Origin of the sequence: Legionella qingyii (assembly GCF_003990155.1) — a bacterium.
GTDB lineage: Bacteria > Pseudomonadota > Gammaproteobacteria > Legionellales > Legionellaceae > Legionella > Legionella qingyii.
The window spans coordinates 98,860-116,122 of the sequence record NZ_RZGX01000009.1 but is presented as its reverse complement, the minus strand read 5'-3'; the positions used below and the strand labels follow the sequence as shown (position 1 = coordinate 116,122).

The window sequence follows — 17,263 nt, the reverse complement described above, 5'->3', positions numbered from 1 at the left end:
ATTAAAAATTTATAGGAAAATAAGGTTTAAGTATGAAAGAAAAAAGAATTATTCGTCCGGCTCAAACAATAACGCCGGATCACAAAAATGCAAGAACATCTCATCGAGGCATTGAAAAAGCTGATAAGAAAAAAATGAGTTTCTTTGGGGAGTATGCTTCTCGACAATTTGTACGAGATGAAATGATTAAAGATGGACTGGATTTAATGGAAATTCAAGAGAGAGCTGGAACAGGACCGTATAGCCAGAGATGATGAAGCTGTACGTTTTAAAATATGGAACACTGCTTTCCCGCTTTTACAGCGGGAAAGTTGACTTAGATGCACAACATTATTGTATTACAGGAATTTGTGGTGCGGCATTGCGTTTGGGCCCAGGAGTTGCTTTTTGAGTAGGATCTTTTGAAGCGTAGGTCTTTTGCGCTTTAGGTTTATTTACTGTTTGTGGCTTGTTCTGGGTATTCATTTGTTCATATCCTTGGGCATTCATTTGCTCTGAACGCTGCATATCCATGCATGCACATAATCCCAAAGTTAAAGCAATACCCAAACACCACTTAAGTGACTTTAAATTTATCATATTTAGCTCCCTGCTTTGTTAGTTCGAAAAATAAATATAAATTAAAAAAGTCAAAATCACCACCCAAATCTACCAAGAATTTTTTTTTTCACTTAAAAACCATATAATCAAAATCAAACCACTCTTAATAAAGGACTTAATATGATTTATCCCAATATACTTGCCACCATTGGACAGACCCCTGTGGTAAAAATTAATCGCCTAGGACGCGCTCTCGATTGCGAACTGTATGCAAAATGTGAGTTTTTTAATCCAGGTGGCTCTGTTAAGGATCGTATTGGGTATGAAATGGTTATTCATGCAGAGCGAGATGGCCATATCAAGCCTGGTTATACACTAATTGAGCCTACATCCGGGAATACAGGAATAGGCATTGCGTTAGCAGGTGCGGTATTAGGTTACAAAGTAATCATCACTATGCCCGAAAAAATGAGTCAGGAAAAACAGTCTGTACTTGAGCGCTTAGGAGCAAAGATTTATCGTACCCCAACAGAAGCTGCTTATGACGATCCGGAAAGCCATATTTCTTTAGCTAAAAGGCTGCAAGCAGAAATTCCTAATTCTTATATCCTTGATCAGTATGCCAATCCCAATAATCCTAATGCCCACTATTATGGCACCGCACAAGAAATTATTGATGATTTTGGCAAAGACTTGCATATGGTTGTTGCGGGAGTTGGCACTGGAGGAACAATTACAGGTATTGCAAAACGACTTAAAGAATATAATTCAGAGATTAAGATCATTGGTGCTGATCCTGAAGGTTCAATTCTTGGTGGTGGAACTGAAGTTAAATCCTATGATGTGGAAGGGATAGGTTATGATTTCTTCCCGCAAGTTTTAGATAATAGTTTAATTGATAAGTACATTAAAACAAATGATCAGGATTCATTCCGAACTGCAAGAGATTTAATTCGAGAAGAAGGCTTACTGGTAGGAGGTTCTTCTGGGGCAGCAATGTGGGCGGCTCTACAGGCTGCCAAATCTTTAAGTAAAGGCCAAAAATGCCTGGTTATTTTGCCTGATTCAATTCGTAATTATATGTCTAAATTTGCTAATGATGAATGGATGAATGAGCACGGATTTTTGTAATTGCACAAACCTAGAAGGCAAGCGTTCAGGAGGATGCTTGAATCTTAGGCAACGGTTGGATTTGAGCGCAGGTTGCGTGAAAATAACTCAGAGAAAACATAGCATAAATCCGTATGTGAGACTTCCGAAGATTTATTTTCGCCTAAGAGGTACCAAATACAGCCGTTGAGTGAATAAAGGACGAATGTTTACCCTAGAAGCAGACGAGGGAATGTAGCGTATATAAACCGGACTCTGCTTCGCATATTCAAAAATTTATCTCAATGCAACAGTAGATTGATTTTCTATTTGCTCAAATAAACTATCAGGCTCAACTTGTTTTGTGCTAATCCAACTCGATAAAGCGTTTGCTAACAGTTCGATCGTTTGTTGTTCTCGTTCTTGGGGAACACCAGCAATAACAGATTTTCTGTTTGATTGCTCAAGAACAGCCGCTAGTGTATTGTTCGTTTGAGCAGGTAAAAAGGTAATATAGAGACCCATTAATTGCTCACGGGATAATTCGCCTGCAACAACCATGCTTAAAATAGTCTTACGCCATTGTTCATAAGACTGCAGTATTTGTTTATTGTCCTCCGCAATCAGCGCCATAATATCGCTTAGAGTTTCCCCCTGCTCTTTTGTATTTTCAACAGGTTTAGGAGCATTAATGGCTAATTGACCAACATATGCAAAATCTGCTTTATGCTTTACAGCGGGGAAATACTGATCCCCTTGCACTTGAATTACTAAATTAATTTTATTAGACATCATGCTTCTCCATCATATACATCTCTTTTCCTCAGTTCCTTTCCAAGTTCTTTAAAAGATAGCGTAATACTAACCCCCAGCACCTGAGCCAAGGCCTTTAAAGCGCTTGATGGCAGTTCGACCTCTGGATCACGCAAATAACTTTTTGGCGTGTCAGCACTTAACCCATCAAATACTTCACGATACATTAATGGATGCGTATATATCTCATCCACTGCAAGCTGGCGTAGCACATAAGCCATGCATTCCACTAACTCTGACTTGCGAGACGTATTGAGTAACATACCCATACGTTCTGAAAGTGTTAAATAAGGTTGATTACTAACATATTTTGGGAAATGAAGATAAAAACGCTCCAAAATTTTTTTCAAGGTAGCATCATTGCCTCGTTGGGAAATGCTTTGTAACGAGTCGATCAGAGCTACAGCAACCGCATGAAATTGTTCATTACCAACATTGATAAAATTATATTCTACGCGTGGCCTAGGTTCATGATGTAGATAAGCTCGATTACTAAAAAAACCAGCCATAATGCTCTCCTACCCCTCAATATAACTTCATTCTAATGAATCAAAATTAAGGAAATATTAACTATAAACATCATAAGACATAATTTAAACAGCTACTCCCGTTTCTAGAAACAGAATCATTTAACAAAAATAATACTTAACACTATAATTCTATACTACATGCAGAAATTTTACTCGATTATATTGCAATAAGACATATATCCGTTTTTATCCATGATGATTATATGGGATTAATGAGGGAAAATACATCACAATATCAAATTTATGCGCACAAACTGGTGTCTCCCTTCTTTAAACTGATTAAATGTAGGCGCAAAGAAAAATCAATTGCATGTCTTGCTTACTCTTAAAGTGGAAACACATAGCCTCTCACTATGCTAATAAGATATACTCAGGACTTACGAAAAACCCCAATCTCTTTGTTAAAAAATGTTTTTAATTCGGTCATTTAGTCTATCTAAACTCCCTCATTAAAAACATTTTTTGCCTCGACCTTGAGATTTTTCGTACGTCCTGATGCTGGTATTATTCTATAAGGTTCCGGAGCAATAGCTAAAATTAGCTGCACATTTAATTAAGGATTTACTCTTGGGTCACTCGACACTTTATTTTGTTTGTTTGCTCCTTGTACTCTTAACGTTACTTCTTCATTTTAAGTGCAAAAGCAAACAGAGCAGTGTGAACCGTTGGCAAAAATCATTAAATCTACAAAAGCACGCCCAAGCATTTCGCCAAATTTATACAGATGCCAACGGCTTTCTGCTTTCTCAGAATGCTCGCCAGAACCATGATGCGATGGAATATGCTTACGGAGAAATTGAGTTTTTATCATTTATCGCACTATTGTCCTTAACCAACCCAGATGAAAACACCGTATTCTATGACTTAGGTTCGGGAGTAGGCAAAGCAGTATTAGCGTGCAGCATGGTTTTCCCCGTCCGCAAAAGTGCTGGAGTCGAATTATTTCCCCAACTCTACTTCGATGCATGCAAACGTGCCGAGCAACTGGCAGCAATGAAGGACTACACCGAACAAGCAAAGAAGATTCAGTTTATTTTAGGTGATTTTCTTGAAGCGAATCTGAGTGATGCAACGCTTGTTTTTATTAATTCCACTGCCTTTTTTGGTCCAATATGGGAAAACCTCTGTATTAAACTGGATCAACTACCGCATCTGAATACCGTAATTACAACCAGCAAAGCACTATCCTGTACTCATTTTATGGTAACAGCACGTACCAAAGTTGAAATGAGCTGGGGCGTAGTTTTCGCCTATATTCATACACGAAAAACAACTTTTGACTAACCGTCTTGAAAATATTGAATAATTTTTTTCCCAGTCTATACTTATAAAACAAGGGACAATTGTCAGCACCTAATCTGTATTGGTTGCAGACTTTGATACACGCGACAACACGAGGTGGGTATGATCAAATCGGAACTCATTGAACACATCGCTGCTCGAATGACGCATCTTACTGAAAAGCAAGTGGCTGATGGCATAAATAGAATATTAGAATTAATGAGTGAAGCACTCATTAAAAATCAAAGAATAGAAATTCGGGGATTTGGCAGTTTTTCTCTTCATTACAGACCGCCACGTAATGCGCATAATCCCAAAACGGGTGAAAAAGTAGTGACTAAAGCCAAATATAGTCCGCACTTTAAGCCGGGAAAAGAATTACGTGAACGTGTTGATGCCTCGCGTGATAAATATAAATTACCTGATGAAGAATAAGGTAAGTTTGTTTTATATCTTATATTAATCTGAGCACTGGACCAGGAGCGTTATGTCCAAACCTCAGATGGGGAAGCCCCATTAAGGTAATGATCTTCATCATTCCCGCGAAGGCGGGGACCTATTCTTATAGCAGGACTGTGCCTTCCAAGAAATAGGTTTGCGCCTTCATGGGAACTACCGTTATTATTTAGCTTTGTGGCGATGGCTTACCAACCTTTCGAGCCACAAAATTTATTGCCTATTCGCTAGGTTATGTGCGAGGCAAAGTAACCCCTGTTTGTCCCTGATATTTTCCACCACGATCACGATATGAAACAGCGCAAACTTCAGAGGCCTCCAGAAACAGCATTTGTGCCACACCCTCATGTGCATAAATTTTAGCGGGTAATGTGGTAGTATTTGAAAACTCCAGAGTCACATGACCTTCCCACTCGGGCTCCAAAGGTGTCACATTCACGATAATCCCACAACGTGCGTAAGTCGACTTACCAAGACAGATAGTCAGGATATTTCGTGGAATTCGAAAATACTCTACAGTTCTTGCTAAGGCAAACGAGTTGGGAGGAATAATACATACGTCGGACTGCACATCGACAAAGCTGTTTTCATCAAAAGCTTTCGGATCCACAATAGCAGAATTTATATTCGTAAAAATTTTAAATTCATTCGCACAACGCACGTCATATCCATAGCTTGACACACCATATGAAATAATTCTTCCATTTTCATTTTCACGCACTTGCCCTGGTTGAAATGGAGATATCATTCCATGTTCAAGCGCCATCTTTTCTATCCATCTATCTGATTTAATCGACACAATAAAAACCTCATGAATTCTTCAAAAGGAGTGTTCTATCATAAAAGTCGGATAAACGAAAGATTGTATTGATATTTGCCAAATGATTCATAACCTTTGGGCTAAGGCCCTGGGGTACGGCTTTGCCTTCACCCAGGAGATGGTTCTAATTGAAGCTATGATTTTTTTGTCGCCATATTGGCCAAGAAATCACCCAGCTCTATTGGCATTGGGAACACAATGGTAGAGTTATTATTGCCCGCTATAGCGGCTAATGTTTGCAAATAACGTAATTGCATAGCCTGGGGTTGTTGAGCCAAAACTTGAGATGCTTGCAGTAATTTATCTGACGCTTGTAACTCTCCTTCAGCATGAATCACTTTAGCACGTCGTTCACGCTCAGCTTCAGCTTGTCTGGCAATTGCGCGGATCATGCTTTCATCCAAATCGACACGTTTTATTTCGACATTAGACACTTTAATGCCCCAGTTATCGGTTTGTGAATCCAGTATTTTTTGTACGTCACTATTTAAGCGCTCGCGTTCAGAAAGCATTTCATCCAGTTCATGTTGTCCTAACACTGAACGAAGCGTTGTTTGCGCCAATTGACTGGTTGCTTCATAGTAATTTTCTACTTGGATAATTGCATTTTCTGGAACCACCACTCGAAAATATAAGACCGCATTGACCCGTACTGAAACGTTATCTTTAGAGATCACATCTTGGCTCGGAACGTCCATAACTATAGTACGTAAATCGACCCGTACTACCTGTTGAATCACTGGAATAATAAGCACTAAACCAGGCCCTTTAACTTTCCAGAACCGTCCTAACATAAATACAACACCGCGCTCATACTCTCGAAAGACTTTAACTGCCGAGATCAAAAGTATTAAAATTGCTACGATGATCACCGTTAAAAATGGTCCCATTTTAACCTCCTTGATTACCCAAATCTTCTTCAATTTCCAATTTAAGTCCTGAAGTCCCGATTACTTTTATTGGCGTGTTTGCTGCAATGGGCTGTTTGGAGTGCACGCTCCAAATCTCACCGCGAATCATTGCCTGTCCTTCAAGATTTACATTGCCAAGGGTATGACCTTTGGCTCCCATCAAAACGCTTAACCCATGTTTTACATTTTGTCGCCTTGCTTTTACCACCATCCCGAGAATGATCACAAAAAAGAGAATATTCACAAAGGCCATTGCTCCTATTGCCGACCAAGCAATATGATACATTTGATTATCGGCATCAATTAACATAATAGAACCAATAATAAATGCAATAGTTCCTCCTACTCCCAGAGAACCGTAAGCAGGAACAAATGCTTCTCCTATAATAAATGCTATTCCCAATATAATAAGAAAGAAACCAGCATAGTTAATCGGTAATAATTGCAGCGCATAAAGTGCGATACACATTGATATCGCACCAATCACTCCGGGAAATAAATGTCCTGGATTAACCAACTCGAAAAAAATACCGTATATACCCAGTAAAAGAAGAAGATAAGCTACTGTTGGATCCGTAATTATCGATAAAAACCGTGTACGCCAATCAGGTTTAATGAGTTCAGTCTGTGAATTATTGGTATGAAGTATTATTTTTTGATTGTTTTGCATTACTGATACGCCGTTCAACTGGGTCAGTAATTCCTTCTCATCATTTGCAATGAAATTAATCACACCTTCCTTTAAAGCTTCTGTAGCGGTTAGTGTTTCAGCATTCAAAACCGCTTTTTGTGCAAAATCTGGATTACGCCCTCTCAATTGAGCCAATGACCGTATTGTGGCTACAGCATCATTGGTAATTTTTTTATCCATCGTAGTTTGTTTATCTGAGTTGGCCACATCGCCGAAACCTGTTGCTGCTAAATTAACCGGACTCGCTGCTCCCAGTTGCGTTCCTGGAGCCATAGCCGCCAAAGTACTGGCATAAAGCAAATAAGTACCAGCGCTTGCCGCACGTGCACCATTTGGGCTTACATAAGTCACTATAGGAATATTAGAGGATAGAAATTTTTGAACTATTGTTCGGGTTGCTTCATCAAGTCCCCCAGGAGTATCAATAGTAATTAGGATTAAATCTGCATGTTGTGAATTATCGATACTACGAATAATATAATCTGCTGTCGCAGGTCCAATTGTTCCTTTTATATTAAGTTCAATCACTTTAGTCGCATAGGAACATGAAGTGTAAATGAGTAACAAAATAAACAGAACACTGTATCGTAATAACAATATTATTCGACCCGTTGGCGTGACTATGGACTTTGGCATGATGTACGCTTTACACATGCTCCCTTCCCTAATGAAATACGCTATATGTTAAAAGATAGCACAATTTGAATTATTTATTGCTGCGACACGAAGGAAGTCAACGGATTATAATCGATAATAATTTATGTGTAGGGTTGATAAGCGTTGCGAGCCAATCCAAAGAATCTTTATGCGCTAAAACCCTGGGTTACTGAGTTGCGTTCACCCAGGGTACAAAAATAATTTTTTAGAAATAAACCCCGATTTGTGCAGAAACAGTATCCGCAGTACCACCGGTACCTATTGTGGGTGCGTTTACAAATCCTGGAGCTGAAGCACCATTGGCAAAATCATTGGAACCGTAATCAATTTCATGTCGATATTCGATACTTTCTACAGTATCTTTCCAGATTGAAATATTAAATACGCCAATAAAGCGGTGCTCTGGCAAGTTTAACGCAAGCGCCTCTTTAGTTCTTTGATAACCAACGCCAATAGATGCAGGTCGATTAAATGCCTTAAACGTCATATCAATTTCTGTTTGTAATGCCTGTGGCTTTGCACCGCGTCCATTAAAACTTAAATCCTGTGCTCTAAATGATTCAATTGTACCAACCCATTCAGCAGCAAAGTTAAATCGGTCATAAGCCATGTTGCCATACACATCCATAGCTTCTGTCTTGCGCACGAGCTCATTTCCGTTAAGTAGCGATCCAAATCCGCCAAAAGTTCCTGGGTTACCGCCAGTATTTTGCATTCCAGCAGAATCATCAATAGAGCTGATGTAACTTGCGCCTATTTCACCAGTGACTTCATTAAATGCAAAGACATATCCTAAGTTCGCGCCACCTACGCCAGCGCGCCCCAAGGTAGTATCACTTCGATAAATGTATGTAGCTGCAAATGGTCCGGTATCTTCTTGTGATTTATAACCTATAATAAAAGGCCTTGTTTTAGTCCGGGCTAAATTTAAAGTCAGCGGAGCACTGATCATCGAACTTGAATAACGTCCAAAAGGAACATACAACTGCCCAGCAGTAAAGTAAAAGGGCGTTTTATCCAGGTTACCGATATTCACGAAGCCCATATTGAGGTTAAACGCTGAATTGTTAATTCTTGGGCCAACATCAGGTGGACTTTCATCATAGGCCAGTGCGATATATGCCTCGACATTTTGATTTAATGCAGCTGCAACATCTACCTCACTAGAGCCTAAAGTCAAATCAACATTTGTTCCACCGACATAATCACTATTGATCATGCCAACAGGCTCTGCTTTTCCACTAAGTGCAATGATTGGCCTTTCAGGAATCGGGTACCCCATATTTCGATAGGCTCTATATAATTTCCGACGCTGTTGCATCAAACGGATATCTCGGTTAATACTTGAAATATTCACAATATAATCCGATCCATCAAAAGCAGGTCTGTCCCCTAAATAAGGAGAAGTTACAACCGGTGTTCCTGCAATATAGGTTACAACTCGATTTTCTGCCACTAAAGCAGTTGGATAAAACCCTATTGATTCTGGATGTTCCTCAGGTGTATGTACCGTTATAGTTGAGGAATGATACTTAACCATTTTTTCATGTTTTTGCTGTTCATGTTTCTTCTCATGCTTTTTATGAACAACAGGCCCTGGCTTTTTCGACTCCTTTTTAGTCGACTTGCTCGAATGAGTTACTTTCTGAGCCACCAGTTCTTTTTGTAGCGAATCTAATTGAGTTTGTAATTGTTGTGCTTGCTTTTGTAAACGAGCTATTTGACGTTGCAACTGCTGATCATGTTCCGCATAGAGTGGCGATGACAAACAGACTAGGGCCAATATGATTTTTTTATATTGCATGCGGTACTCCTGTTCATTATTTTTACTTCCACATCGGAAAGGCAGAAAATTATAGCTTGGTAAACAAGGAGTGGCTAGCTTCTTTTTCACAAATTTGCTTAAAATTTGTTACTTAACTGGCTTTGATTAAAAAAAAACCCATAGAAAATCTATGGGTTTCATTGAGCAATTTACAATTCAGTTTAGCTTACGCATTTCCAATTAGCTTCAGGCCAAAATATGGACCAAAAACGCCATAGTCAACTGGGCGAGTTGGACCAAATAAATTGGGAAATGGCTGTTCTTCCAAAACGTGAAAATAATTTACTACTTGATAACCTGCTTGAATATTTGCAAGACCTATAGGTGTAGAATGGGCATAATTTATACCAAGTTTTGCTTCCAAGCTTGGAACAATACCCCTTTTACGGAAGGATACTTGCTCAATAATTGCTTCTGTAGGGGATACTACAAAACCTGCATGATATCGATTAGTTCCGTAGAGAACTGAGCCGCCTCCATTCGCAGTGACACTTAGTGAGTCAGTAATGTTGTATGCATAGTCAATTCCAACTACCGGTCCAAAACCTTTATATTCAGTATTGTCGAATTTACTAAAGGGATTTGTCACAAGAGCGGGAATGAATTCTGTTATATAATAATTTGTAGATGTAGATTGGATATTTGCATATTGCATACCGGCATAGAAACGCATTTTCTTACGCATACTTATGTCAGTATGTTGTCCCATTACTACGTTAACCTGGTCTATTCTATTGCGGCTAATGAATTCAAATGGCGCTGGAATAGGTGGTAAACTTGTTACGGGTATGTTCAAAACTCCGAAAAATTCTGTAGGATCTGTTGAGGTACTGAAGTGCATCCAATTAACGGAAATATCATTGCCGGTGTTAAAATGATATGACCCTTCTAAAAAATATCCCCAGTTCCAATCATTTTTTATTTCTTTATTTACTGGTAATGTACCGTATTGTATCGATTTCTCACTACCATAGATGGATCTTAAATAGAGCGCTTGAGCGCTAAAGTCCCAGAGTTTTGTTACGCATGGAACTGTAACATTACCTGGCGTACAAACTGGGCCCATACTGCCAGCAGTAGCTAGACCTGCGGCCAATCCCAATACAGCTATACTTACTTTCTTAAACATGAATACTCCATTAGAAAAAAAAAGCCCATCACTAATGACGGGCTTTTATAAGATCTTAATCAATTAAGAAATTAAATGTTTCCAACATACTTCAGACCGAAGTAAGGACCAGCAGCAGCGAAGTCAGTTGCTGTAACTGGCAATACGGTTGTGTTTAACGCATGGATGTAGTTAAACCACATGTATCCAGCATCCAGAGTTAAATCACCTTGTGCCATTGCATAAGTGTAGTTAGCACCTAACTTAGCTTCTAATTCTGGAACGATTGCTGTTCTGGTTCCGCTGATATCAACAGTGAACACATTTGGAAGAACAGGAACAGAACCATCAGCATCAACGAAGTCAACATTGTAGCTGTGTTTTTGTGAACCAACTAACAATGCACCAGCTGCTTTAGCGTAAATACCAAAACCGTTACCGAATACATAGTTCATGTCGATACCAGTACGTGGTCCGAAACCATTGTATTGAGTGTTTCCTTCAAATCCAACTGTGAAGTCTGGAACACCATTATCGAAGTCTGTTCCAAATGCATGGACGCTTCTCTTGATGCTAGCAAATTGGAAACCGCCATGGAAACGGATTTTCTTGTTCGCGCTGAAATCAACGAACTGACCGAATTCACCGTTAACTGCATCCCATCTGTTTTTATGACCAAAACCAATTAATGTATCTGGGTCAATAGCAGGAGTAAATTCATGGTTGTTCCAACCAGTATCTAAGTGATACCAAGTTAAAGTAATGTCGTTTCCAGTGTTGAAATGGTAAGAACCTTCAATTTGGAAGCCCCAGTTCCATTGCGCGTCTAGTTCTGTATTCAAAGAAACGCCTGATGGAGCAATGTTGAGGTCCAAAGTAACATCGTTATCAGTCATTGTTTGCAAAACTAATGCTTGACCACCGATGTTCCATCCAGTACTTGGGCAAGGAACAGTAACGTTACCTGGGGTGCAAACTGGGCCCATGGTACCAGCGAATACTGCACTGCTACCTAAAGCAAGAACAGCTAACGCTGTTTTTTTCAAATTTAACATGCTTATCTCCACTTTTTATTATTATTTCCGTTCGTTACCAATTTAAATTGTTAGCAACGGTACGCATATTCGCTCTATACCGAGAGCGTACCTTGCTCAATTATCTAACCGGAGTTTCATAAAGTCAACAGTACCGATTAAATTTATTAAAATGATAGCGAATTAAATGTTTCCTATATATTTCAAGCCAAAGTAAGGGCCAGCAGCAGCGAAATCAGTTGCTGTAACTGGTAATACGGTTGTATTTAACGCATGAATGTAGTTAAACCACATGTATCCAGCATCCAGTACCAAATCACCTTGTGCCATTGCATAATCATAGCTAGCACCCAATTTAGCTTCTAATTCAGGAACGATCGCTGTTCTGGTTCCGCTAATATCAACGGTGAACACATTAGGAAGAACAGGATTAGAGCCATCTGGGTCAATGAAATCAACATTGTAGCTATGTTTTTGTGAACCAACTAACAATGCACCAGCTGCTTTAGCATAAATACCAAAACCATTACCGAATACATAGTTCATGTCGATACCAGTACGTGGTCCGAAACCGTTGTACTGAGTGTTTCCTTCAAATGTAAGCGTATAGTCTGGAACACCATTATCGAAGTCTGTTCCAAATGCATGCATGCTTCTCTTAATGCTAGCAAATTGGAAACCGCCATGGAAACGGATTTTTTTGTTCGCGCTGAAATCAACGAACTGACCGAATTCACCGTTAACTGCATCCCATCTGTTTTTATGGCCAAAACCAATTAATACATCTGGGGCAATAGCAGGAGTAAATTCATGGTTGTTCCAACCAGTATCTAAGTGATACCAAGTTAAAGTGATGTCGTTTCCAGTATTGAAATGGTAAGAACCTTCAATTTGGAAGCCCCAGTTCCATTGCGCGTCTAGTTCTGTATTCAAAGAAACGCCTGATGGAGCAATGTTGAGATCCAAAGAAACATTGTTATCAGTCATTGTTTGTAAAACTAATGCTTGACCGCCAATGTTCCATCCAGTACTTGGGCAAGGAACAGTAACGTTACCTGGGGTACAAACTGGACCCATGGTACCTGCAAATAATGTACTGCTGCCTAAAGCTAAAATTGCTAAAGTAGTTTTCTTTAAACTTAACATGCTTATGTCTCCGCATAAATTATTATTGTTTCCTATTTCATTGATAACTCTCTACTAGGAGTTGTCATTAGCATGCCTTCGTCGCTTCAGGTCGATGCATGCAACAGTGTGAGTATTAGCAGTGGAGTAGAATAAGTCAAGAAGATTTACTAAAAAAAATTAATATTTTTCAAGTATATATGCTTTTTTTACGCATTGGATGTTTTTTTTGAGCAGCATGGCTGTTCTTTGGTTTTACCTATTAAAAAAAATGTGGCCTCTGCGCTTTCTTAAAAAATGCAAGAACAGAGTACCGAGGATGACTAATATAGAGCATCCATAAAAACTTGCAACCTTTTTTAAAATTTAATGATCTTGCAATTTAATTTATTTATTTGACTTAATTACAATCAAGCGAACTCTATTTTTTTATTAGCGTAATCACCACTCTTCGGTTCGCTGCACGACCTGCATCGGTATCATTTCTGGCTACCGGGTACAGTTCACCCACCCAAGTCACATGCAGCATTTTTTTAGGTACACCAAGTTTTAGTAAATATTTTTGCACCATTCGCGCCCTATTTTCAGATACTGCGTTGTTATAACCCTTTCGCCCACTCGCATCAGCATAGCCAATGATTCTTATTTCATTTATTTGAGCATCTGCCTCTACATAGTGTGCAATACGACGTAATTGTTCCTTATCTGCATCACTCAACTCGCTATTATCTTCTTTATAATGGAAGACACTTTCTCGTATCTGCTGATAATCGAACGGTAACAAATTTCCAATACATTCTTGATAGCGGGAATAAGGCTTTTGAAATCCAACGGGTGATAAAGCAACCGTTGTATTAAACCCTGTTTCAGATCGATAGCTGAAATTTGGTTCGTAGCCTTGTGATAGGAACGTGAGTAACTTTAAACTTGCATCGCGCCTTAGATAGATACCAAACTCACCCGGCTTAACCATTAGCTCTCCTGCAAAAACAGAAGGTCGATCTGGCTTCCAATTGGGCGATTTTATGATGATTTTAGCATGTAAATACTGCTGGACTTCATCCCACGTCCGTAAAACAAAATGGGGAGGTTGTGCCGCATATTGTTCAAAATATGCGATGCCATAATTAGGGATAGTAAGTGCCAATCCACAGCGAATCGGATTACGGCTGACTCGCCATCCCTTTGCACCTAAAGGATTTGCAAAATGAACTTGCGTCATTGTATGTGCAGTATTTATTGTAAGCACCGTGCTCAACGCAATACATGCCATAAATTGTCCTTTGTGATCCACAAATGCCATCTTTTACTCATTCTCGCTACTTGTTTCATGTTATCCTTAATTATCGGCAAGAACGCAGGAATCTTTACTATGCAAACGCTAATAATTAATCGCCCTGACGATTGGCATGTTCATCTTAGAGATAATGAGATGTTGCAACACACAGTGGCAGATAGTGCAAAGCATTTTGCTCGCGCATTAATAATGCCAAATCTTAAACCGGCTTTAACAACATTGTCATCCCTTGGTGAATACAGAAATAGAATTCTGACAGCACTACCCAAAGGATCTACTTTTGAGCCTTATATGACTTTTTATCTTAATGATTCCGTGTGTGCCGAAGAATTACATCAAGCCGCAAAAACTCCTTATGTTCTCGGTGCAAAACTTTACCCGGCAGGCGCAACGACCAATTCAGAAGCAGGTGCAAAATCGTTAACAGCTCTTTATCCTCTTTTTGAAGTGTTACAAAATAATAATCTGGCGTTGCAAATTCATGGGGAAGTTACTCATAGTGATATTTTTGAACGTGAGTCCTTATTTATTGATGAGTATTTAAAGCCAATCGTCCGAAATTTTCCCAAACTAAGAGTAGTCCTTGAACACATATCAACACAAGCTGCTGTCGAATATGTAACAGATGCTCCAGCAACAGTTGCGGCAACGATTACTCCACATCATTTATTATATAACCGCAATAAACTGCTGGCCGGCGGACTGAGACCCCATTATTATTGTTTACCTATTTTAAAGCATGAAAAAGATCAAAAGGCGTTACAGGATGCTGCCTGTAGCGGTAATCCGAAGTTTTTTGCTGGAACTGATAGCGCCCCTCATATCGTAAGTGCCAAAGAAAGTGCCTGTGGTTGTGCAGGAATTTATTCTGCTCCCTTTGCTCTCGCTCTATATACACAAGTATTTGATGAAATGAACCAGTTAAAACAACTTAATCATTTTCTCAGTCGTTTTGGTGCTGAGTTCTATCAGCTACCCATCAATCAACAACACATTGAACTCATTAAATCCCCACAAACTATACCCGATTATCTGCCTTTAGGCTCAAACCAAGTTGTTCCGATCGCTGCAGGTGAAACCATCCAATGGAGCATTCATGAGCCCACGCGATAGTGTATTTTATATGAATTTAAAAGAACGATTTCGTGGTTTCTTACCTGTCGTCGTTGATGTAGAAACAGCCGGTATAGATCCATACAAAAACGCATTGTTAGAAATGTGCATCGTATTAATTTTTATGGATGAACAAGGTAATTTTTATCGTGGCAAAAGTCATTTTGAACATATTTTGCCTTTCCCTGGCGCTGAATTGGATCAAAAATCCCTGGAGTTCAATCAAATAGATCCTTACCAACCTCTGCGTTTTGCGCTGGATGAAAAAATCGCTTTGGAAAATCTATTTAAACCCATTTTTACTGCGCTTAAAGAAACTCAATGTCAGCGCGCTGTCTTGGTTGGCCATAATGCATGGTTTGATTTATTGTTTATAAAAGAAGCCATCAAAAGAACAGGAGTTAAATCACCATTTCATGCCTTTACTTGCTTCGATACAGCTACATTAGGCGGGCTCATATATGGGCAAACCGTATTAGCCAAAGCAGCTCAAGCAGCAGGAATTCCTTTTGATGCTCAGGAAGCACATTCAGCGATTTATGATGCAGAAAAAACCGCCGATTTATTTTGTCATATGGTCAACATCTGGAAAAAAGTACAACAAAAAACTTAATGGAGATTTTGCGAAATATAACCTAATTTAACAATACTAGGATGTGTTGATAACTCATCTCAACACTTCATCTCCCGGAAGACGCTTTGCGTCCCCGGGGATCAATTTTTACAATGATTCAGAATGCTCTGATAAATAAGCAGCAACACCTTCTGTTGATGCTTTCATACCTGCTTTACCTTTTTGCCAGCCTGCAGGACATACTTCACCATTTTCTTCAAAGTGCTGAACGGCATCAATGATTCTTAAAATTTCGTCCATATTGCGACCTATAGGCAAATCATTAACGATTTGTGAACGAACTACGCCATTGGTATCAATAATAAATGCACCTCGGAATGCAACACCCGCACCAGGATGTTCAACTCCATATGATTGGCAAATGCTATGAGTCATATCAGCAGCCATAACATATCGAACTGGACCAATACCACCCTTATTAATTGGGGTATTTCTGTATGCATTGTGAGTGAAGTGTGAATCAATTGAAACAGTAACCACTTCAACATTACGGCTTTTGAACTCATCAATACGATGGTCTAAAGCAATTAACTCAGAAGGACATACAAAAGTAAAATCCAGAGGATAAAAGAACACGAGCCCATACTTACCTTTTAAATGCTCGTGTAAATTAAATTTATCCATAATCTCACCGTTAGGCATTACAGCTGCTACGGTAAAATCAGGAGCTTTTCGTCCCACTAATACGCTCATTCTATGATCTCCATCATTATCGTTATTATTATGGTATTAACTCGTTATATTATGCAGCAATTGCATCACGCAGCATTGTTTCTAATTCACCTTGTTGAAATAATTCAGCAATGATATCAGAACCACCGATTAACTCTCCCTTCACATAAAGTTGTGGAAAAGTGGGCCAATCAGCGTACTGTGGCAATGTTTGGCGAATATCAGGATTAGCAAGAACATCTACATAGGCAAAATCGACACCACACGATTCGATGCATTGTACCGCACGAGCAGAAAATCCACATTGTGGCATCTTCGGCGTGCCTTTCATATAAAGCAGAATGGCATTTTCTGCTATTTGCTTTTTAATTTTTTCTAAAGTATCCACTCAAACACCTTATAATAAGTTAATTATTGCTCATTATCGCGAAAACCTATAAAAGCCGCAACCAATAAATTTTTAGCACAATAGATTAACAGATCTTGGTTTAAAAGCCAACTAATGCTCCATTTGACCTAATAATAACCAGCAAACCACGTGTAGATTCTGTTTTTAAGCACTTTCATTATTCCAGGCTAAAAACCGCTTTTTTTCTTATTATAATTAATCTTCATTGAATATCATGCCCTTCCTGCTACACTTACGCGCACCGAATAAAATAATAGG

The 17,263-nt window shown here is 39.1% G+C and carries 19 protein-coding genes; 6 read left to right on the top strand and 13 right to left on the bottom strand.

What is annotated here, in order from left to right:
• Positions 1 to 32 precede the first annotated feature (32 nt).
• A complete protein-coding gene (locus tag ELY20_RS08225) occupies positions 33 to 254 on the top strand; it encodes a hypothetical protein (RefSeq protein ID WP_110142258.1) in 222 nt (73 codons plus the stop codon).
• Positions 255 to 330: 76 nt separating this feature from the next.
• Here ELY20_RS08225 and ELY20_RS08220 read toward each other — a convergent pair whose 3' ends face one another.
• A complete protein-coding gene (locus tag ELY20_RS08220; RefSeq protein WP_110142259.1) occupies positions 331 to 579 on the bottom strand; it encodes a hypothetical protein in 249 nt (82 codons plus the stop codon).
• A 141-nt stretch (positions 580 to 720) separates the two neighbouring features.
• On the opposite strand from ELY20_RS08220, the gene ELY20_RS08215 reads away from it, so the two are divergent.
• A complete protein-coding gene (locus ELY20_RS08215) occupies positions 721 to 1,671 on the top strand; it encodes a pyridoxal-phosphate dependent enzyme (RefSeq protein ID WP_110142260.1) in 951 nt (316 codons plus the stop codon).
• 255 nt (positions 1,672 to 1,926) lie between these two features.
• Here ELY20_RS08215 and ELY20_RS08210 read toward each other — a convergent pair whose 3' ends face one another.
• Positions 1,927 to 2,424 carry a hypothetical protein gene (locus ELY20_RS08210; RefSeq protein WP_233590527.1) on the bottom strand — a complete coding sequence of 166 codons (498 nt, stop codon included), beginning with the start codon at positions 2,422 to 2,424 and terminating at the stop codon, positions 1,927 to 1,929.
• On the bottom strand, positions 2,421 to 2,951 hold the full coding sequence (locus ELY20_RS08205; protein ID WP_110142262.1) for a transposase: 531 nt from the start codon (positions 2,949 to 2,951) through the stop codon (positions 2,421 to 2,423). Before ELY20_RS08205 ends, ELY20_RS08210 begins: the two co-directional genes overlap by 4 nt.
• A 588-nt stretch (positions 2,952 to 3,539) precedes the next feature.
• Between ELY20_RS08205 and ELY20_RS08200 the strand changes: the two genes are divergently transcribed.
• Both ELY20_RS08200 and ELY20_RS08195 read left to right on the top strand, forming a co-directional pair.
• Positions 3,540 to 4,256, top strand: a complete 717-nt coding sequence (locus tag ELY20_RS08200; protein ID WP_110142263.1) for a class I SAM-dependent methyltransferase — start codon at positions 3,540 to 3,542, stop codon at positions 4,254 to 4,256.
• A 120-nt stretch (positions 4,257 to 4,376) separates the two neighbouring features.
• A complete protein-coding gene (locus ELY20_RS08195) occupies positions 4,377 to 4,688 on the top strand; it encodes an integration host factor subunit beta (protein WP_058459016.1) in 312 nt (103 codons plus the stop codon).
• 253 nt (positions 4,689 to 4,941) lie between these two features.
• On the opposite strand, the gene dcd is transcribed toward ELY20_RS08195, so the two are convergent.
• The 8 genes from dcd to ELY20_RS08155 form a co-directional block, all read right to left on the bottom strand.
• Entirely contained in the window at positions 4,942 to 5,508 is a 567-nt protein-coding gene (gene dcd / locus ELY20_RS08190; protein ID WP_058468610.1) for a dCTP deaminase, read from the bottom strand.
• Positions 5,509 to 5,663: 155 nt separating this feature from the next.
• On the bottom strand, positions 5,664 to 6,419 hold the full coding sequence (locus ELY20_RS08185) for a slipin family protein (protein WP_110142264.1): 756 nt from the start codon (positions 6,417 to 6,419) through the stop codon (positions 5,664 to 5,666).
• Position 6,420: 1 nt separating this feature from the next.
• On the bottom strand, positions 6,421 to 7,785 hold the full coding sequence (locus ELY20_RS08180) for an NfeD family protein (protein WP_407656322.1): 1,365 nt from the start codon (positions 7,783 to 7,785) through the stop codon (positions 6,421 to 6,423).
• Between the two features lie 208 nt (positions 7,786 to 7,993).
• Positions 7,994 to 9,592: an LbtU family siderophore porin gene (locus tag ELY20_RS08175; protein WP_110142265.1), complete on the bottom strand. Its 1,599-nt coding sequence runs from the start codon at positions 9,590 to 9,592 to the stop codon at positions 7,994 to 7,996.
• A gap of 187 nt (positions 9,593 to 9,779) precedes the next feature.
• Positions 9,780 to 10,742, bottom strand: a complete 963-nt coding sequence (locus ELY20_RS08170) for an Lpg1974 family pore-forming outer membrane protein (protein WP_110142266.1) — start codon at positions 10,740 to 10,742, stop codon at positions 9,780 to 9,782.
• 71 nt (positions 10,743 to 10,813) lie between these two features.
• Positions 10,814 to 11,776 (bottom strand): Lpg1974 family pore-forming outer membrane protein, encoded by a 963-nt coding sequence (locus tag ELY20_RS08165; RefSeq protein WP_110142495.1) that lies wholly within the window; start codon positions 11,774 to 11,776, stop codon positions 10,814 to 10,816.
• A 162-nt stretch (positions 11,777 to 11,938) separates the two neighbouring features.
• Positions 11,939 to 12,901 carry an Lpg1974 family pore-forming outer membrane protein gene (locus ELY20_RS08160; RefSeq protein ID WP_110142496.1) on the bottom strand — a complete coding sequence of 321 codons (963 nt, stop codon included), beginning with the start codon at positions 12,899 to 12,901 and terminating at the stop codon, positions 11,939 to 11,941.
• 400 nt (positions 12,902 to 13,301) lie between these two features.
• Positions 13,302 to 14,183: an OmpA family protein gene (locus ELY20_RS08155; protein WP_110142497.1), complete on the bottom strand. Its 882-nt coding sequence runs from the start codon at positions 14,181 to 14,183 to the stop codon at positions 13,302 to 13,304.
• Positions 14,184 to 14,252: 69 nt separating this feature from the next.
• On the opposite strand from ELY20_RS08155, the gene pyrC reads away from it, so the two are divergent.
• Both pyrC and rnt read left to right on the top strand, forming a co-directional pair.
• Positions 14,253 to 15,290: a dihydroorotase gene (pyrC, locus tag ELY20_RS08150; RefSeq protein ID WP_165831600.1), complete on the top strand. Its 1,038-nt coding sequence runs from the start codon at positions 14,253 to 14,255 to the stop codon at positions 15,288 to 15,290.
• Positions 15,274 to 15,903 (top strand): ribonuclease T, encoded by a 630-nt coding sequence (gene rnt / locus ELY20_RS08145; protein ID WP_110142499.1) that lies wholly within the window; start codon positions 15,274 to 15,276, stop codon positions 15,901 to 15,903. Before pyrC ends, rnt begins: the two co-directional genes overlap by 17 nt.
• Before the next feature lie 108 nt (positions 15,904 to 16,011).
• Here rnt and ELY20_RS08140 read toward each other — a convergent pair whose 3' ends face one another.
• Both ELY20_RS08140 and grxD read right to left on the bottom strand, forming a co-directional pair.
• Entirely contained in the window at positions 16,012 to 16,617 is a 606-nt protein-coding gene (locus ELY20_RS08140) for a peroxiredoxin (protein WP_110142500.1), read from the bottom strand.
• Between the two features lie 49 nt (positions 16,618 to 16,666).
• Positions 16,667 to 16,984, bottom strand: coding sequence for a Grx4 family monothiol glutaredoxin (grxD, locus tag ELY20_RS08135; protein WP_058469255.1), 318 nt, complete (start codon positions 16,982 to 16,984; stop codon positions 16,667 to 16,669).
• Between the last annotated feature and the right edge of the window lie 279 nt (positions 16,985 to 17,263).

What these genes read in the sequence shown, in the direction of transcription:
- ELY20_RS08225 (WP_110142258.1), top strand. Translation starts at nt 33, where the DNA reads ATGAAAGAAAAAAGAATTATTCGTCCGGCTCAAACAATAACGCCGGAT.
- ELY20_RS08220 (WP_110142259.1), bottom strand. Translation starts at nt 579, where the DNA reads ATGATAAATTTAAAGTCACTTAAGTGGTGTTTGGGTATTGCTTTAACT.
- ELY20_RS08215 (WP_110142260.1), top strand. Translation starts at nt 721, where the DNA reads ATGATTTATCCCAATATACTTGCCACCATTGGACAGACCCCTGTGGTA.
- ELY20_RS08210 (WP_233590527.1), bottom strand. Translation starts at nt 2,424, where the DNA reads ATGATGTCTAATAAAATTAATTTAGTAATTCAAGTGCAAGGGGATCAG.
- ELY20_RS08205 (WP_110142262.1), bottom strand. Translation starts at nt 2,951, where the DNA reads ATGGCTGGTTTTTTTAGTAATCGAGCTTATCTACATCATGAACCTAGG.
- ELY20_RS08195 (WP_058459016.1), top strand. Translation starts at nt 4,377, where the DNA reads ATGATCAAATCGGAACTCATTGAACACATCGCTGCTCGAATGACGCAT.
- ELY20_RS08185 (WP_110142264.1), bottom strand. Translation starts at nt 6,419, where the DNA reads ATGGGACCATTTTTAACGGTGATCATCGTAGCAATTTTAATACTTTTG.
- ELY20_RS08180 (WP_407656322.1), bottom strand. Translation starts at nt 7,785, where the DNA reads ATGTGTAAAGCGTACATCATGCCAAAGTCCATAGTCACGCCAACGGGT.
- ELY20_RS08175 (WP_110142265.1), bottom strand. Translation starts at nt 9,592, where the DNA reads ATGCAATATAAAAAAATCATATTGGCCCTAGTCTGTTTGTCATCGCCA.
- ELY20_RS08170 (WP_110142266.1), bottom strand. Translation starts at nt 10,742, where the DNA reads ATGTTTAAGAAAGTAAGTATAGCTGTATTGGGATTGGCCGCAGGTCTA.
- ELY20_RS08165 (WP_110142495.1), bottom strand. Translation starts at nt 11,776, where the DNA reads ATGTTAAATTTGAAAAAAACAGCGTTAGCTGTTCTTGCTTTAGGTAGC.
- ELY20_RS08160 (WP_110142496.1), bottom strand. Translation starts at nt 12,901, where the DNA reads ATGTTAAGTTTAAAGAAAACTACTTTAGCAATTTTAGCTTTAGGCAGC.
- ELY20_RS08155 (WP_110142497.1), bottom strand. Translation starts at nt 14,183, where the DNA reads ATGGCATTTGTGGATCACAAAGGACAATTTATGGCATGTATTGCGTTG.
- pyrC (WP_165831600.1), top strand. Translation starts at nt 14,253, where the DNA reads ATGCAAACGCTAATAATTAATCGCCCTGACGATTGGCATGTTCATCTT.
- rnt (WP_110142499.1), top strand. Translation starts at nt 15,274, where the DNA reads ATGAGCCCACGCGATAGTGTATTTTATATGAATTTAAAAGAACGATTT.
- ELY20_RS08140 (WP_110142500.1), bottom strand. Translation starts at nt 16,617, where the DNA reads ATGAGCGTATTAGTGGGACGAAAAGCTCCTGATTTTACCGTAGCAGCT.